At 46.8% G+C, this 12,394-nt stretch carries 18 protein-coding genes and 1 tRNA gene; 6 read left to right on the top strand and 13 right to left on the bottom strand.

Annotation, left to right across the window (positions count from 1 at the left end):
• Positions 1–9: 9 nt before the first annotated feature.
• The 4 genes from JW727_02510 to JW727_02525 all read left to right on the top strand — a co-directional run bounded on the left by JW727_02510 (position 10) and on the right by JW727_02525 (position 3,398).
• A complete protein-coding gene (locus JW727_02510; protein MBN2094896.1) occupies positions 10–909 on the top strand; it encodes a M48 family metallopeptidase in 900 nt (299 codons plus the stop codon).
• Between the two features lie 46 nt (positions 910–955).
• A complete protein-coding gene (locus tag JW727_02515) occupies positions 956–1,753 on the top strand; it encodes a phosphotransferase (GenBank protein MBN2094897.1) in 798 nt (265 codons plus the stop codon).
• Between the two features lie 380 nt (positions 1,754–2,133).
• On the top strand, positions 2,134–2,445 hold the full coding sequence (locus JW727_02520) for a hypothetical protein (protein MBN2094898.1): 312 nt from the start codon (positions 2,134–2,136) through the stop codon (positions 2,443–2,445).
• A 74-nt stretch (positions 2,446–2,519) separates the two neighbouring features.
• Complete coding sequence (locus JW727_02525) at positions 2,520–3,398, top strand: hypothetical protein (protein ID MBN2094899.1); 879 nt, start codon at positions 2,520–2,522, stop codon at positions 3,396–3,398.
• Here JW727_02525 and JW727_02530 read toward each other — a convergent pair whose 3' ends face one another.
• Both JW727_02530 and JW727_02535 read right to left on the bottom strand, forming a co-directional pair.
• Positions 3,399–4,007, bottom strand: a complete 609-nt coding sequence (locus JW727_02530) for a nucleoside monophosphate kinase (GenBank protein ID MBN2094900.1) — start codon at positions 4,005–4,007, stop codon at positions 3,399–3,401. It lies immediately after the preceding gene.
• Positions 4,004–4,324 (bottom strand): nascent polypeptide-associated complex protein, encoded by a 321-nt coding sequence (locus JW727_02535; GenBank protein MBN2094901.1) that lies wholly within the window; start codon positions 4,322–4,324, stop codon positions 4,004–4,006. Before JW727_02535 ends, JW727_02530 begins: the two co-directional genes overlap by 4 nt.
• 122 nt (positions 4,325–4,446) lie before the next feature.
• Here JW727_02535 and JW727_02540 point away from each other — a divergent pair, with 122 nt between their 5' ends.
• Positions 4,447–4,746: a hypothetical protein gene (locus tag JW727_02540; protein ID MBN2094902.1), complete on the top strand. Its 300-nt coding sequence runs from the start codon at positions 4,447–4,449 to the stop codon at positions 4,744–4,746.
• Positions 4,747–4,800: 54 nt separating this feature from the next.
• Here the strand turns inward: JW727_02540 and JW727_02545 are convergent, their stop codons facing one another.
• The 7 genes from JW727_02545 to JW727_02575 form a co-directional block, all read right to left on the bottom strand.
• Positions 4,801–5,499, bottom strand: a complete 699-nt coding sequence (locus JW727_02545; GenBank protein MBN2094903.1) for an exosome complex exonuclease Rrp41 — start codon at positions 5,497–5,499, stop codon at positions 4,801–4,803.
• Complete coding sequence (locus JW727_02550; protein MBN2094904.1) at positions 5,486–6,163, bottom strand: RNA-binding protein; 678 nt, start codon at positions 6,161–6,163, stop codon at positions 5,486–5,488. The genes JW727_02545 and JW727_02550 overlap by 14 nt, the downstream gene beginning before the upstream one ends.
• A gap of 73 nt (positions 6,164–6,236) precedes the next feature.
• Positions 6,237–6,917, bottom strand: coding sequence for a ribosome assembly factor SBDS (locus JW727_02555; GenBank protein ID MBN2094905.1), 681 nt, complete (start codon positions 6,915–6,917; stop codon positions 6,237–6,239).
• Positions 6,918–6,945: 28 nt separating this feature from the next.
• A complete protein-coding gene (locus JW727_02560; protein ID MBN2094906.1) occupies positions 6,946–7,614 on the bottom strand; it encodes an isochorismatase family protein in 669 nt (222 codons plus the stop codon).
• A 66-nt stretch (positions 7,615–7,680) separates the two neighbouring features.
• Positions 7,681–7,863, bottom strand: a complete 183-nt coding sequence (locus JW727_02565; GenBank protein MBN2094907.1) for a DNA-directed RNA polymerase, subunit E'' — start codon at positions 7,861–7,863, stop codon at positions 7,681–7,683.
• A 31-nt stretch (positions 7,864–7,894) separates the two neighbouring features.
• Positions 7,895–8,572 carry a hypothetical protein gene (locus JW727_02570; GenBank protein ID MBN2094908.1) on the bottom strand — a complete coding sequence of 226 codons (678 nt, stop codon included), beginning with the start codon at positions 8,570–8,572 and terminating at the stop codon, positions 7,895–7,897.
• 21 nt (positions 8,573–8,593) lie between these two features.
• Positions 8,594–9,178, bottom strand: coding sequence for a Kae1-associated serine/threonine protein kinase (locus JW727_02575; GenBank protein ID MBN2094909.1), 585 nt, complete (start codon positions 9,176–9,178; stop codon positions 8,594–8,596).
• A gap of 19 nt (positions 9,179–9,197) precedes the next feature.
• Between JW727_02575 and JW727_02580 the strand changes: the two genes are divergently transcribed.
• Positions 9,198–10,046, top strand: coding sequence for an ROK family protein (locus tag JW727_02580; protein ID MBN2094910.1), 849 nt, complete (start codon positions 9,198–9,200; stop codon positions 10,044–10,046).
• A 25-nt stretch (positions 10,047–10,071) separates the two neighbouring features.
• Here the strand turns inward: JW727_02580 and JW727_02585 are convergent.
• From JW727_02585 to JW727_02600, 4 genes are all read right to left on the bottom strand, one after another.
• Positions 10,072–10,235: transfer RNA gene (locus JW727_02585), tRNA-Asp, on the bottom strand.
• A 41-nt stretch (positions 10,236–10,276) separates the two neighbouring features.
• Positions 10,277–10,570, bottom strand: coding sequence for a translation initiation factor eIF-1A (locus JW727_02590; GenBank protein MBN2094911.1), 294 nt, complete (start codon positions 10,568–10,570; stop codon positions 10,277–10,279).
• A 29-nt stretch (positions 10,571–10,599) separates the two neighbouring features.
• Entirely contained in the window at positions 10,600–11,889 is a 1,290-nt protein-coding gene (locus JW727_02595) for a hypothetical protein (protein ID MBN2094912.1), read from the bottom strand.
• Entirely contained in the window at positions 11,879–12,391 is a 513-nt protein-coding gene (locus tag JW727_02600; protein MBN2094913.1) for a hypothetical protein, read from the bottom strand. Before JW727_02600 ends, JW727_02595 begins: the two co-directional genes overlap by 11 nt.
• Positions 12,392–12,394 lie beyond the last annotated feature (3 nt).

Raw genomic sequence — 12,394 nt, forward strand, 5'->3', positions numbered from 1 at the left:
AGTTAGATTATGGCTCAGAAGGTTTTGCTTGAGGACCAGATTTCAAGAAACAAGCAGAAGACCGTTTTGATTTGCCTGTTTATGCTGGGGCTTATGTTTGCGCTTGTCTTTTCCATTGCCTGGGTCTGGGGAGTCCCGACTGAGCTTGCGGCATTAATTGCATTTCCGGTCGCCCTTTTTTACGTGCTCATGTCCTACAGCTTCTCAGTCCAGTCAGTAATAGCCGCGACAAAGGCAAGGCCGGCAGACCCGAAAGTCAGGGCTGAAAAGCTGCTCATATATAAGGTTGAAGAGATTGCAATAGCTTCAGGAATGCCAAAGCCGAAAGTTTACATTCAGGACTCAAAAGACATCAATGCTTTTGCCACGGGGAAAAATCCGGATGAAAGCGTAATCTGCGTTACGACAGGCGCCCTTGAGCAGCTTAAAGGAGAAGAGCTGGAGGGCGTTATCGCGCACGAGATGTCGCATATAATGAATAGGGATATTCTGCTTGCTACCGTTACTATTGGAGTTGTCGGGGCAATTGCGCTTATCTCGGAGATTCTTTTAAGGTCATTTATCTGGGGCGGAGGAAATTCGGACAGGAACAAGGGAAGCGGGGCTTTGATATTGGTAGGGATTCTCTTTGCAATTCTTGCCCCGATTTTTGCTAAGCTCACGTACCTTGCCATTTCCAGAAACAGGGAATACCTGGCAGACGCAAGCGGAGCGCGCCTTTCGAGAAACCCGGAGGGATTGGCAAAAGCACTTGAAAAGATAAAGGCAGACCTGCCGGACCACCCCGTGGGGTCAAAAACCGCCGCGTCTCTATACATTGCAAACCCGTTTTTGGGGAGAAATGTCTCCAGCATATGGGCGACCCACCCGCCTATCGATGAGCGGATTAAGCGGCTACGGGAGATGTAAATTGTAACTAAAAAGTAGTATAAATACTACCGAAGAGTATAGATTTATGGCAGGTATCTTCAAATCGCCTTTTGGGGCGAAAGGGGCAAAGGAGTGGTTTTTTGATATAATAACCCACCAGAATGACTTTAAAATCGGGCCGGATTCGGTTATAAAGCATTACGGCTCGGCGCGCACCCGGGCTGGGCATAGGATGGTTACTTTAGTTCCCCTTATGACCTATGAGCATAGCTCTCCCTATGAGAGGTGCTCTAATGAAGAATATGTTCTGAGGTATCTTAGCGGTATGGGCGTTCCGGTTCCAAGGGTTATCGGCTGCGGCCCGGATTATTTGGAGATGAATAAAATAGAGGGATTACCTTTGTCAAAGGTTTATCCAAACCCAAATGTCAGCCGTGAAGATAAGCTCCAGATTACCAGTAATGCTGGTGAATTAGTCAGAAAAATGCACGACGCAGGCATAGTTCACGGAGACCTATTTGCAAGGCAGATTATGGTTGAATGCCCGGAACTTGAAGATGGGAAACTTCCGGAGAATTTGGGCGAAAGCAAGCTGCACCTTATTGATTTTGAGCTTGTGCCTAAAAAGTTTGGCCCAGAGGGGCGCGCTATCGACAACATATTCTACACGCTTACCGCTTCATGCTATTCAGGGATTCCATTTAGGGAGGTAAGAAGTAAATATGAGGAGGGCTATGGTTCTGGGGTTGATTCGAGCTTTTTTGACCAGGCTCTCCAGGCAAATACCTGTTTTATGGCACTAGGCATATCTCCAAGGTCGATGTCAGGCAATTACTGGGCCATGAGGGGTGATTTCCTTTCAGAAAGGGCGGCAGGCATTTAGAGAGGTAACTTTTATTGATTAACCATTTAATTTATGGACCAGTAGCTCAGCTTGGAAGCCGACTTTAGGTACTCCCTTCGCGGCTGAGAAGTTAGAGCGCTACGCTGATAACGTAGAGGTCGCAAGTGAAGCTTTCCTTCAGCGAAAGAACCCTCATTCCGAAAGGAATGGGGCCTCATTTGCTTTGCAAATGAAGGAAGCTCCAGGACCAAAAGAAAGCGAAACTGCCTGCTTTGCAGGCAGAAGTAACCTTCCAAGGCCCGCATCTGCGAATTCAAATCTTGTCTGGTCCATTATATTTTAATATTGGCTGAAAGCCATCTTGATCTAACCGGGATATTGCGGGGTCCACTATTTCTTTTTAAAAAACTTGTGTTGTTATGGCAGAATTTGGAAAAATCCAGAAGATTATAGACGAAAAGAAGATTGGCCCAGGCGAAAGCGATTACCATACTCAGAGGGGGCTTGAAAATGGAGGCAAGATAAGGGTTCTTTTGCTAAAAGGCGAAAAGGAAGCCCATGTCGAGTATATCTGTCCCTATTGCGGCTTTTATGAGTACACAAAAAAGCCCTTCAAAAGGCCATTTTCGGTAAAGTGCGCTGGCTGCGATCGGCAGGTTAGGGTCCAGCGGCTCAAGTACCTGGCCGACAAGGCAAGAAAAGCTGCTGAAGGGCAGATTGAGGAAGAATAGCGTCCAGGAAAGGTTATTTCGGCAAAGGACGGATTTTTTATTGAAGGATAATATCTTTTTGTTTTGGAGTAATTATGTCTATACTTTCCAAGCCAGTTGAAGTGACCATATATCCTCAGGATATACTGAGACTCCCTCAGGTTGCTGATTTTATTGGGGGTCAGGAGGAAGAGCTTCTAAGGATTGCCAAGTCTTTGGGGAGGGACGCTCTAGCAATAAGGACAGATGTAGCCCTTTTGTCGGGATTGCTTGTGCTTGAAACCCGTTCCCGTGAGGAATCAGAGCCGGTTCTGTCGGCAGATATATTTTCCGGTGCACCCAACCAGGATCTTTATGTTGTAAGAGCATCTATTTCGGGAATTTTGGACCCTGGAGGCCAGATTTATAAATGGGGCGAAAAGTCCCCGGAATATTGCAGCGTTTATCTTTATCCTTTGCTAAGGGGAGAGGGTGTTGAGGTAAAGAGCTTGCCCGTTGATAATTTTGGGCTGTTCGAGCCCCCATTTTATGCGGGCTGCAATTTTTCACGGGGCAATCTTTTGGCAGACTGCATTGTGGGTAATGCTGAAGCATTGGAGTCTGGATTGCCTGGCTATAGGCAGTATGTTGAGAAAAATCGCAGGGATTTTTTGGGTTCAGAACTTCCTGCCTGTGGCTCTATTTTCAAGGGCAAGTGCCGGTACCTTGTGGGGCTCTCTCGTCTATTGGGACCGGATTCTGGAGATGAGGTATATGTTCTTCAAGACCAGGGTGACCTTATCGGCCTTGCAAAGTCAGTTGAGATTGCGCGTCTTGCCAAGACTTATCCCGGAAAGAGTTACGAACTTGAGGAACTTGCGAAAAAAAGGGCAGATGTTTTTCTTTCTGGGTTCAGGAAGGTTCAGAAATCGGCTCTAAGAGAGGTAAGAGATGCTTGGAGGAAAAGCACGGACGAAATGCTTATTTACGGCTGACTATCGGTTTATTCCGGCCCTTACTTCCTCCATTATGCCTTCTATCTCCTTTTCACCATTGATGGTAAGCAGCTGGTCATTGTAGTGGTCTAGAACGGGCTTTGTCTGCCGGTTGAAGGTGTCAATTCGCCCAAGGATTATCGCTTCCTTGTCATCCTCTCTCTGAAATAGCTCTCCTCCGCACTCGCATTTGCCTGGCTTAGGCGGCGGGAGAGTTACCAGGTTGTAGATTTTGCCGCATTTTGAGCAGACCCTCCGGTTTGTCATTCTCTGGATTATCTTGTCGTTTCCGGTTTCAAGATATATGACCTGCCCGACCTCTTTTCCATCGTTTTTCAGGAACTGGTCAAGAAGCTTTGCCTGCGCGAGGTTTCTGGGGTAGCCGTCAAGAATATAATTGTCTTTGCCTTTTATCGCCCGCTCGACGACTCTGGCTACCAGTTCATCAGGCAAGAGCCGTCCGGAAACAAGGTATTTTCTAATCTCCTCGTCGTTTAGCTCCCTGAAAAGGTCTCCGCTGGAGATGTGCTCAAGCTGAAACTCCGCCTTCATCCTGCTTGCGGTAGTGCCTTTGCCTGATGCGGGAGGACCGATGATGAGGTAAATCATTCTTTAGCCCTCTTTATTGCCAAAAGCAGGTCTCCTGTTTCAGTAAGGAGTTCTTCGGCCTTTTCCTTGCTTATCCCAGTCTTTTGCACAAGAATCTCGATGTCTTCTGCCTTGACTTTGTCCTCCCTTGTGACTTCTCCCATCACCTGGAAGGTTTCTGTTGAGCCCATGCAGACCTTCGTGACCTGCGGGCTCTTTATTATCCAGTCTCCATCCGGCGACTTGATTATTACTTCGGTCGCATCAATGTTTTGGACCTGCATGCCCATCTGGCGGGCCATTTTCTCGAGCTGCTTGGGGTTAATGTTTGGTATCATAAAACTATATTCCGGCTTTTTTTATAATAGCCGCCCCCTCTTTTTAAATTTCTGTTTCAATTTATGCTGAGTGGTCAGAAAAGTATTTAAGCTTTTTTTACTACTTAGTTTAGGTGAACAATATGAAACGATTTCCTCAGATACTTCCTGGTGGAGCAGACCTTGGCGTAAACCGGAACAATAGACCGCCTTATGATCTAGTCAGGGACGATCTAAACAGGTATGCGGGGTGTGAAATAGTCAATGCTCTTTCGACGGACAGCACTCAGTGGCCAACCCGGTCCTTTGTTGAATCAGCGTCTAAATGGCAGAGTAGAATCAGCCAAAAAGAGGCGGAACCTTGCGGGTTAACAACCACATATACTGGAAGCCCAATGACCCCCTCGATGAGGGTGTACTTTGACAGCACCAGCCAGCGATAACGCTTACTTTTTTAATTTTTATCAAAATTCATTCAAGAAAATAAAATATCTCAATCAGTCTTCCCTATATTCCATCAGGGCGTTCTTCTGGAAGTCGTGTATCTGCTTGCACGCCTCAATTGATTTTGAGGTCATTTCACTGAATTCTCCCCTGTTGATTATGCCGTCCATCTGGAGAAGCAGGACTTCCTCAGTCAAAGGCAGATATGCGATTGGCAGGTCTACCTCCCCTTCGGTGTCCTCCTTTCCTGCAACGTCTATGACAACCTGGTCTTCCACCTTTCCTGCGGCGCAGCTTGCAACTAGGTCCTTCATGGGAATCCCGGCTGTTGCCAGTGCAAGGGAGGCGGCGTTTATCGCAGCGCACCTGGTCGATGCATCTGCGCACAGGATGTCGATGTTGACGATTATCTTGGTTCTTGGCATGTCCTCGAGGAATATGGCGCTTTCAAAGACCCTCTTAATAAGGGACGATATCTCAACGCTTCTTCTTGAAAAGCCCGGCCTCATGCGGTCGTCGGTTGAAAATGGAAGCATCTGGTAGTTTACCTCAAGAATGGCCCTGTCGGCCTTCTCGAGAAATGCAGGGTAAACCTCCATCGGGCCGTGCACGCTTGCTATTGCAATCGTGTCGCCCATCTTGAACATCGCTGAGCCGTCTGCGTTTTCCACCACTTTGAGCTTTGCGCTTAGGGGCCTAAGCTCTTCTAGCTTTCGGCCGTCCCACCTTATTCCGTCCTTAATCAATGTCATTTTCCTTCACCTCTTTACTTAGCATGTCCGTTATCCTGTCGGTAAGCCCTGGTATGTGCGCCTCTTTTTCTATTTTCTGTATGGCCCTTATCGTGAGGTCACATTTTCCGCCTTCAATCCAGACTAGGCCGTTTTGCCCTGTTTTTATGTGGCAGTCGGTCTTTTCCTGGAGTAGGTGAATCATGCTGCCCTTTTTGCCAATGACTCTTGGTATCTTTGACGGGGAAATGGTTGCGAATCGTCCGCCTTTCAGGATTTTTGCTTCCCTGTTTTTCATTGAAAGCTTTACCCTGTCGGTTATCTCTGAAACTTCCGCGAATATCCAGGTTCCCGGCTTGAAGACATTCATAAGCTGGTCCTGCCTTCCCTCCCTTATGTTTATGTCCTTGACAAACAGGAAGCTTGGGCTGGGGGCGAATATATCCACAATCCAGAAAGGATGCTTGAAGTCCCTGATTTGGCCGATTACCATGTCGCCTACCTGCGGCGCGTACTTCTGGTTGAATGGGACAACACTTGTCTTGTATTCTGTCTTCTTGACGATTCCAAAATATTTTGAAAAGGTCTTTCCGTTCATTATGAACGTCCCTTCACCCATTTTTTCGCTTGTTGCAAGAAGCGTCCCGGGCGTTACTACTATATATCCTTCTCCTTCGTTTTCCATAAACAATTTATCTCTGAAATTATTAATCGGGCGTTGCTGACAGTTATGTTCTTTGGAATATATGTCAGATAATCTACTTTGACTCAGTTATGACTGCTTCTCCGTGCGTTAGCCCCCCTAATTTGTCGTAAACATCGTTTTTCTGCCCTGCAGGGACTTCCAGGACGCAGCTTAAGCTTCCGTCCGGGTTCCAGGACTCCCTCATAATCTTCCCAATGGCCTTTATCTTGCCGTAGGCCATCCTGCCGTACGCCATGGGGACTTTTATCTCGAGCCGGACATTTTCAATCGAAATCGGTATTTCCACGCGTATTTTCTCTACAATCCTCTGGACCTGGTCTTCGGCGCTGTGGTATGGGTCGACGTTTACGCCAAGCTTGTCCATAACTCCCAGAATCCTTTCCGGGGGGTGCGGCGCCTTCGTTTGTGGGTTTACGCCCATTTTGGAGATGATGGCGGCAATCTGCCTTTTTTTCTTGTCAAGCATCTCATCTCTCATGGCTTTGGGGAGTTGCACTTCGCCTTCTTTTATGATGGTTTTGGCGATTTCCTGCTTGTTGTCTGTTTTAAAGGCCTTTTTGAGGTCATTGTCGGGGGCTTTTTTGCCCTTCTGGACATCCAGGAATATCTCGTCGCTTACCAGAACATTAGTCAGTTCTCCAATTCCTTTCTTGAACTCGACGGCCTCTTTAGGGTATACCAGAATCTCGAAAGTGTCCCTTCCACGCCGAAATCTTGCAACTACGGGCTCCATAATATACTCTGGCAGGGCTTTTATGCTTTTATTGCCTCAATGAGCTTGCTGTAGGTCGGGTGGCACTGCCCGTGTTTTTGTTTTGCGCCATGCATTGAACTATCATCTCGGGCATAGTTTCTTCGTAAATGCCGCTGGTTTTGTACCATGCCCTAGAGCAGTCAAGTTTCCAGTCCGGAGGGTCGGCAATCAGGTCGCCTGAAGTTGCTATCTTAAAGCCCTCCCTGATTGCGCCTTCCCCGGTACTCTTGAGGCAGGAAGAGGCCTTAATTCCCGCAAGAATTACCGTCTGGGTTTCGCGCTCTTGCAACATGCGCGCCAGTTCAGTGTCACAGAAGGCGTTATCCCACTTCTTTTCCACCCGCCCGTAGCTGGGCGTGAGTTTTGCAAGTGATGCAAGCGGCTCTATAGTCGGACCTCGCATTGCTGAGCCCCGGCTTCGGTATTCCAAAACTATGGTCGGGATCTGAAGGGGTATGCAGAGCTCCAGAAGGTCTCCTTGGGCAGATATTAGTCTGTTTCTATTTTCCCCCCCAATTGCTTCCAGGTCTGGAGACTGCATGTCGGTAATAAGGACAGCAAGCCCTCTGGCGTATTGGGGAGGTGTTTCAAGCAAATGGGCGTACTGGGAGGGCAACTCTCTGTAAGCAGCACTCGGTAATCTTGAAAGAGTCGTGAGTTCTCCTGAGTAGGCCATATATAACTACCTAGCAATAAACCACTCATTAGAGTTAGAGCATATTGTCGGCAAAAATTCTCCTAATTAGACTTTCACTGCATACCTGCCAGGCGCCTCGAAACCAAGTTCTCTGGCGACTTCTGACTTTTCAGGGTTGAAGATAATAATTATCCCCTGCCAGTTTTCCGTAAGGTCCTTGGTTTTGCAGGCAGGGCACTCCTTGTCTTCAGTTACCCTATGGCAAATCTTGCAAGCTTTCTCTGTCATAAAAGAGGTTAGAGAAATAAATTAAAGGGCTTCAGGCGACTTTTTCGGGATTTATTCCGTTTATGCGCTTTGGGATGTAAATGGCTGAACTATCTATAGTATTCCCTTGGTTAAGCCCTTTTACGCCAATTATGCCTCCGGCATAAAGTTGAGATACCATTTTATTGGCATCTATTTTTTGTTTTGACCTGACATTTTCAAAATGAGCACCTATGGCCGATTTAGCTATAGGGGCAATACTTTCATCGAGGAAGAAGTAACCTCTCCCAAAAAAGTTTTTTTCTTCTGCACCTTTGCAGTGGCTCTCCAAGATATCGTATGCGTCTTTGATATAACCGCCAAATGGTCGGTAAAAACCGATCTTATGGAAGTCTGATGTAGCCAAACCTAATTCCGTTTGCAGTGCTTTTGCGGTTTTGTAGATATTTTCTGGATGAATCCCTCTGGATTGAATCTCCAGGTTTCCCTTCTTTTTTAATTCGGGGTCATTAATCAGGTGGGGGTAGGTGGCTCCTTTTGAGGTTACGCCGAGCAAAGACTCCCCCCGGGAGGGATAGGTGCTGCTTACCTCAGCTTTAAGCATGAAATTCAGGGTTGAAGAATTAAGCTTGCCTTCAATAACGTAAGCTCTTATCTCCTTTATGGCCTCGTAGAGGTTGGAGTTGCTATCCAAATAGCCGTCTCTAAACTCCTTCTTTAGGTCTAACATAATGTTACTATAATTTAAAAGTCAATCTATTTGAATGTATCTTCGCCTTTTCAGCATCTTCTCAAAGGTCTGGAGCACTTTTTCCTGGTTTCTGTAGCCCTCAAGAAAGTGTTTCCAGCACTCGACGTCTGGATGAACCGACTGGAAGTTCTGGAAGAGCGTAAGGAGGTCAGCGGCTTTCTGTTCGAGGGATTTTGTCTCTATTGAGAGGCCAAAGTCGATAAAGTAGATTTCCTCTTCCTTTACCAGTATGTTTGAGGTCGTAAGGTCGCCGTGGACGAGGCTTCCATCGTGCATCTTCGAAACGGCAAGTCCGATTTTCCTGCAGAATTTGCCTGAGTTGTCATTTGTGAGGATGTCCTTAAGCTTCTTCCCCTCTATAAGCTCCATCTCTATCGTGAAGTCGGTTGTGTCGAAAATAACGGGTGCGTTAAGGCCGAGCCGCTTTGCGTCAGAGATAATTTTTGCCTCCTTTTTTGTCCGGGTCTTTCGAAGAAAACTGTCAAGCTCGGTGATGCGGTAGCTTTTTTTGACTCTTTCTTTCAGGATTTTATTTTCGTCTGTGAGGTACACCTTTGCTTCCGCTCCCTGGGCGATGAGTTTCATAATCTAAATATAGATAATTATGCCCTACAGGATAGGCATAGACATCGGCGGGACAAAAGTCCTTGGCGTCATTTTGAATAATGGAAAGATTTTGAGAAAAAAGAAAATCCAGATTTCCAGGAAAAATCCTTCTGACTTCATGGATTCTGTAGACAAGCTAATAGATTATCTGCTTGATGGAAAGCCCTCGATGGGCTCGGCAATTGGCCTTGCTTTTCCAGGTGATATCGAGAAGGGAAAACTCCTTAAGGCACCAAATCTGCATTATCTGGAGGGCTTTGACTTTTCCGGGTTCCTGCGCGGCCAGAAGTTCAAAAAAATTTCTTTTGCAAATGACGATGCCTGCTTTGCGCTTGGAGAAGCGATACGGCTGAACAGAAAGAACCTTGTTGGAATTACCATCGGCACCGGTTTTGGTTCAGGTGTCGTGGTTGGCGGAAAAATTTACTGCGGCCAGTCGAATTCAGTTGAGCTTGGCCATACGATAGTCCGACCGGGCGGCCGGCTTTGCCACTGCAAGAACAGGGGGTGCCTGGAAGAGTACATCTCCACGAGGGCGCTTCTTCGTGAAACAAAGAAGGTTTTTGGAAAGGAAGTGGATGCCTACGAACTGAATGTTCTCTCCAGGAAGGGAAACAAAAAGGCCACCGAAGTCTGCAAAACTTTGGGGTTCTACCTTGGCATAGGCCTAGGCAACATTTCAAACATCCTGAACCCGGAAGTGATTTCTGTTGGCGGGGGCCTGGCAAAAAACAGGCTGATTGTAAAGTACGGAATTGAAGAAATGAGAAAAATACTATACTCCCACGAGCCAAAAGTCGTGTTTGGAAAGTACGAGAGTAACGCTATTGGCGCGGCGAGCTTATGAATTGGAGTTGTAGAAATTTAAAATGCGCCCTGGCCGGGATTTGAATACCCTTACCAACTTCAAGGTATTATTCCGCGAAGCGGTAAAACCCTTTCTTTTGGTCCTGGAGCTTTTCTTTGGAAAGAAAAGCTTCACCCGGGTCGAGGGATTGACAGTCCCTTATCCTAGACCGAGCTAGACTACCAGGGCATAACAGTACTTCTGAATAAATTTATTCTCGATTAATGCCTCTAGAAGTTTATCAACTTCCTTTTCCTGAGCTCATCTGCTTCAGGGCCCTTGTATTTGGCGATTATGTCTCCCCTGTCATCTGGCTGCGCTTCCCAGGGCCTTACCAGCACAATCATGTCCAGGTCAATCCAGAGGCTTCTTTTCATGGCGCCGGGAATCCTGCAGAGCCGGATTTTGTCGTCAGTGCAAAGGACCTTGAAATGCGCCCCTCCGCACTTTTCCTCGACAATTCCCAGAATCTCGCCTTTTTTAGGGTATCTGACCCGTACCTCCTGAGGGATTTCTTCAGCCATAAAATTAGATTCTTTTAATAAGTTTGCCCTCAGTAGCCCCAGGTATAAAGCTTTACTGTGAAGGGTATCTGGCTTTCCCTGAGGCCCGTGTAGAAATGCATCGCAATGTTTCTCTTGCTTGGTATGGGCTTGTTGAAGACAAAGTAATGCTCCCCTGAAGACCAGATTATCCCTGTTTTAAGAAGAAGATTTAGGTCGTCTTTTTTGCGGTCATAGCCATAAATCCAGAACATTCTTGGCTCGGTTTCGTAAAAAAGGGAATATTCTCCGACCACCGCGTTTGCAAAGCTGTTGTCCTGCCAGGACAGCACTGTGCTTTCAGTTTTTTCGACTGCCAAGGGCACAAGGTCTTCAAAGGAGTAGTCTCTCTGGTTGTCCTTGTAAGACCTGATGTAAATGTCCATCCACTTCTGCTCAAGGGGGTCTATCTGGAACAGTGTGAGGTTGACAATAGGGGTTATCTGGCAACTTTCGCCTTCGTGAAGGCAGTCGGGGCAGGAGGAAATCGTGACACACTCGGCTGCGACGTTCTGTTCAAGGTCAAATTCTGTGTCCTGGATATAAAGCTTTCCTGTGAGGTTTGTCCCTTCGGTCTGAACGCGCACAATGTTGTTAACATATCTTTTTGAGATTCCGGAGGTTATCTCCTTTGAGAGGTTTTCGAATTTCATGCTTCTTGTGCCGGAACTTCCCCCCGTGTAAGAAATACCGAACATTTCTTCGGTCATGCTGTCGGGGCTTGATGTGAAGTTTGCTATCAGCACGAAGCCCTTGCCTTTTGAAAGCATCTCTGTTATGTTTCCCCGGTATGATTCAAGGCCCTGATTGCCAAATATTACGAAGGTGTCAAAGGATTCAGACAAATTTGCAAGGGCAATTCTTTTTATAGCGAATTCAAAGGTCGGGTACGATGGGGTCAATATCTTGCTTTTGAGCCAATCTTCTTCTTCTTCGCTGCATATGCACCCGATTGAAACCCTGGGCGGGGCGACGTTTTTAACCTCATACTCGAAGTCATATATTACCGGGAAGATTGAAAGAGTGGTGTTTTCGAGAAGCTCAATGTCGGCATCGTGCTCTGCGAGTATGCTGTGTCCATCAGTAATGGGGTCTGTGATAAGCACGTCATCGAGGAGTTTGTTTTTTTCAAAGGCAAACAGGAGGTCCTGGCTGAGGATTACGTTTTTTGCCGCTGTCCAGTCGTTTACGTCTTCGTACTTGAAAAAGCTTGGCAGAAGTATGGCGAAAAGAAGAAAGCTGAACAGCACCATCTCGAATACGCGTATTATTCCCTTCTTATTAAGCAGCTTACCCGACATAGATACTGACCTCTACAATTTCATTTTCAAAAGTGGAAATCCTGCTTACAAGCGCGCTCCTTCGCTTTATGGATTCCGGGTTTACTTCATTTCCCGGAGCGCTGCACTGCAGGAGGTAAGTGCCGTTGAGATACGCTATGCTGATCAGCACATCCTCATTGTAAAGCCCCACTGAATTCAGGAGGCGCTCTACGTGCTCAGGGTCCGACCTGGAGCAAAGAGAATTAAGTGCCGCCAGCTTTGTTGCGTTAATCTCGTAGGGTACTGATGAAATGCCAAGCCGGGTCACGCTGTCCTCGCCCCAGTCTTCAGGATAACCTTCATCCTTTACCAGAAATTCTGATATCGAGTATGCCTTTCCGTAAAGCGAGTTTATGCGTATGCTTTCCGCTTTTGATGGGTAAAAGCTCACCATGATAAAGACAAGGTATATAGAAAGCGAAATGAAGACTGCAACGCTTACAAGAAAATAGACATTCACCTGCCCTTTTTCTCTTGGCATAAT

Source organism: Candidatus Aenigmatarchaeota archaeon (genome assembly GCA_016932615.1).
GTDB lineage: Archaea > Aenigmatarchaeota > Aenigmatarchaeia > QMZS01 > QMZS01 > JAFGCN01.

Excerpts from the sequence above, each read along its gene's own strand:
- JW727_02575 (MBN2094909.1), bottom strand. The coding sequence starts at position 9,178 with ATGAAACTCATCGCCCAGGGAGCGGAAGCAAAGGTGTACCTCACAGAC.
- JW727_02560 (MBN2094906.1), bottom strand. The coding sequence starts at position 7,614 with ATGGCCTACTCAGGAGAACTCACGACTCTTTCAAGATTACCGAGTGCT.
- JW727_02510 (MBN2094896.1), top strand. The coding sequence starts at position 10 with ATGGCTCAGAAGGTTTTGCTTGAGGACCAGATTTCAAGAAACAAGCAG.
- JW727_02590 (MBN2094911.1), bottom strand. The coding sequence starts at position 10,570 with ATGGCTGAAGAAATCCCTCAGGAGGTACGGGTCAGATACCCTAAAAAA.
- JW727_02595 (MBN2094912.1), bottom strand. The coding sequence starts at position 11,889 with ATGTCGGGTAAGCTGCTTAATAAGAAGGGAATAATACGCGTATTCGAG.
- JW727_02565 (MBN2094907.1), bottom strand. The coding sequence starts at position 7,863 with ATGACAGAGAAAGCTTGCAAGATTTGCCATAGGGTAACTGAAGACAAG.
- JW727_02580 (MBN2094910.1), top strand. The coding sequence starts at position 9,198 with ATGCCCTACAGGATAGGCATAGACATCGGCGGGACAAAAGTCCTTGGC.
- JW727_02525 (MBN2094899.1), top strand. The coding sequence starts at position 2,520 with ATGTCTATACTTTCCAAGCCAGTTGAAGTGACCATATATCCTCAGGAT.
- JW727_02535 (MBN2094901.1), bottom strand. The coding sequence starts at position 4,324 with ATGATACCAAACATTAACCCCAAGCAGCTCGAGAAAATGGCCCGCCAG.
- JW727_02550 (MBN2094904.1), bottom strand. The coding sequence starts at position 6,163 with ATGGAAAACGAAGGAGAAGGATATATAGTAGTAACGCCCGGGACGCTT.
- JW727_02545 (MBN2094903.1), bottom strand. The coding sequence starts at position 5,499 with ATGACATTGATTAAGGACGGAATAAGGTGGGACGGCCGAAAGCTAGAA.
- JW727_02530 (MBN2094900.1), bottom strand. The coding sequence starts at position 4,007 with ATGATTTACCTCATCATCGGTCCTCCCGCATCAGGCAAAGGCACTACC.
- JW727_02520 (MBN2094898.1), top strand. The coding sequence starts at position 2,134 with ATGGCAGAATTTGGAAAAATCCAGAAGATTATAGACGAAAAGAAGATT.
- JW727_02600 (MBN2094913.1), bottom strand. The coding sequence starts at position 12,391 with ATGCCAAGAGAAAAAGGGCAGGTGAATGTCTATTTTCTTGTAAGCGTT.
- JW727_02540 (MBN2094902.1), top strand. The coding sequence starts at position 4,447 with ATGAAACGATTTCCTCAGATACTTCCTGGTGGAGCAGACCTTGGCGTA.
- JW727_02555 (MBN2094905.1), bottom strand. The coding sequence starts at position 6,917 with ATGGAGCCCGTAGTTGCAAGATTTCGGCGTGGAAGGGACACTTTCGAG.
- JW727_02515 (MBN2094897.1), top strand. The coding sequence starts at position 956 with ATGGCAGGTATCTTCAAATCGCCTTTTGGGGCGAAAGGGGCAAAGGAG.
- JW727_02570 (MBN2094908.1), bottom strand. The coding sequence starts at position 8,572 with ATGTTAGACCTAAAGAAGGAGTTTAGAGACGGCTATTTGGATAGCAAC.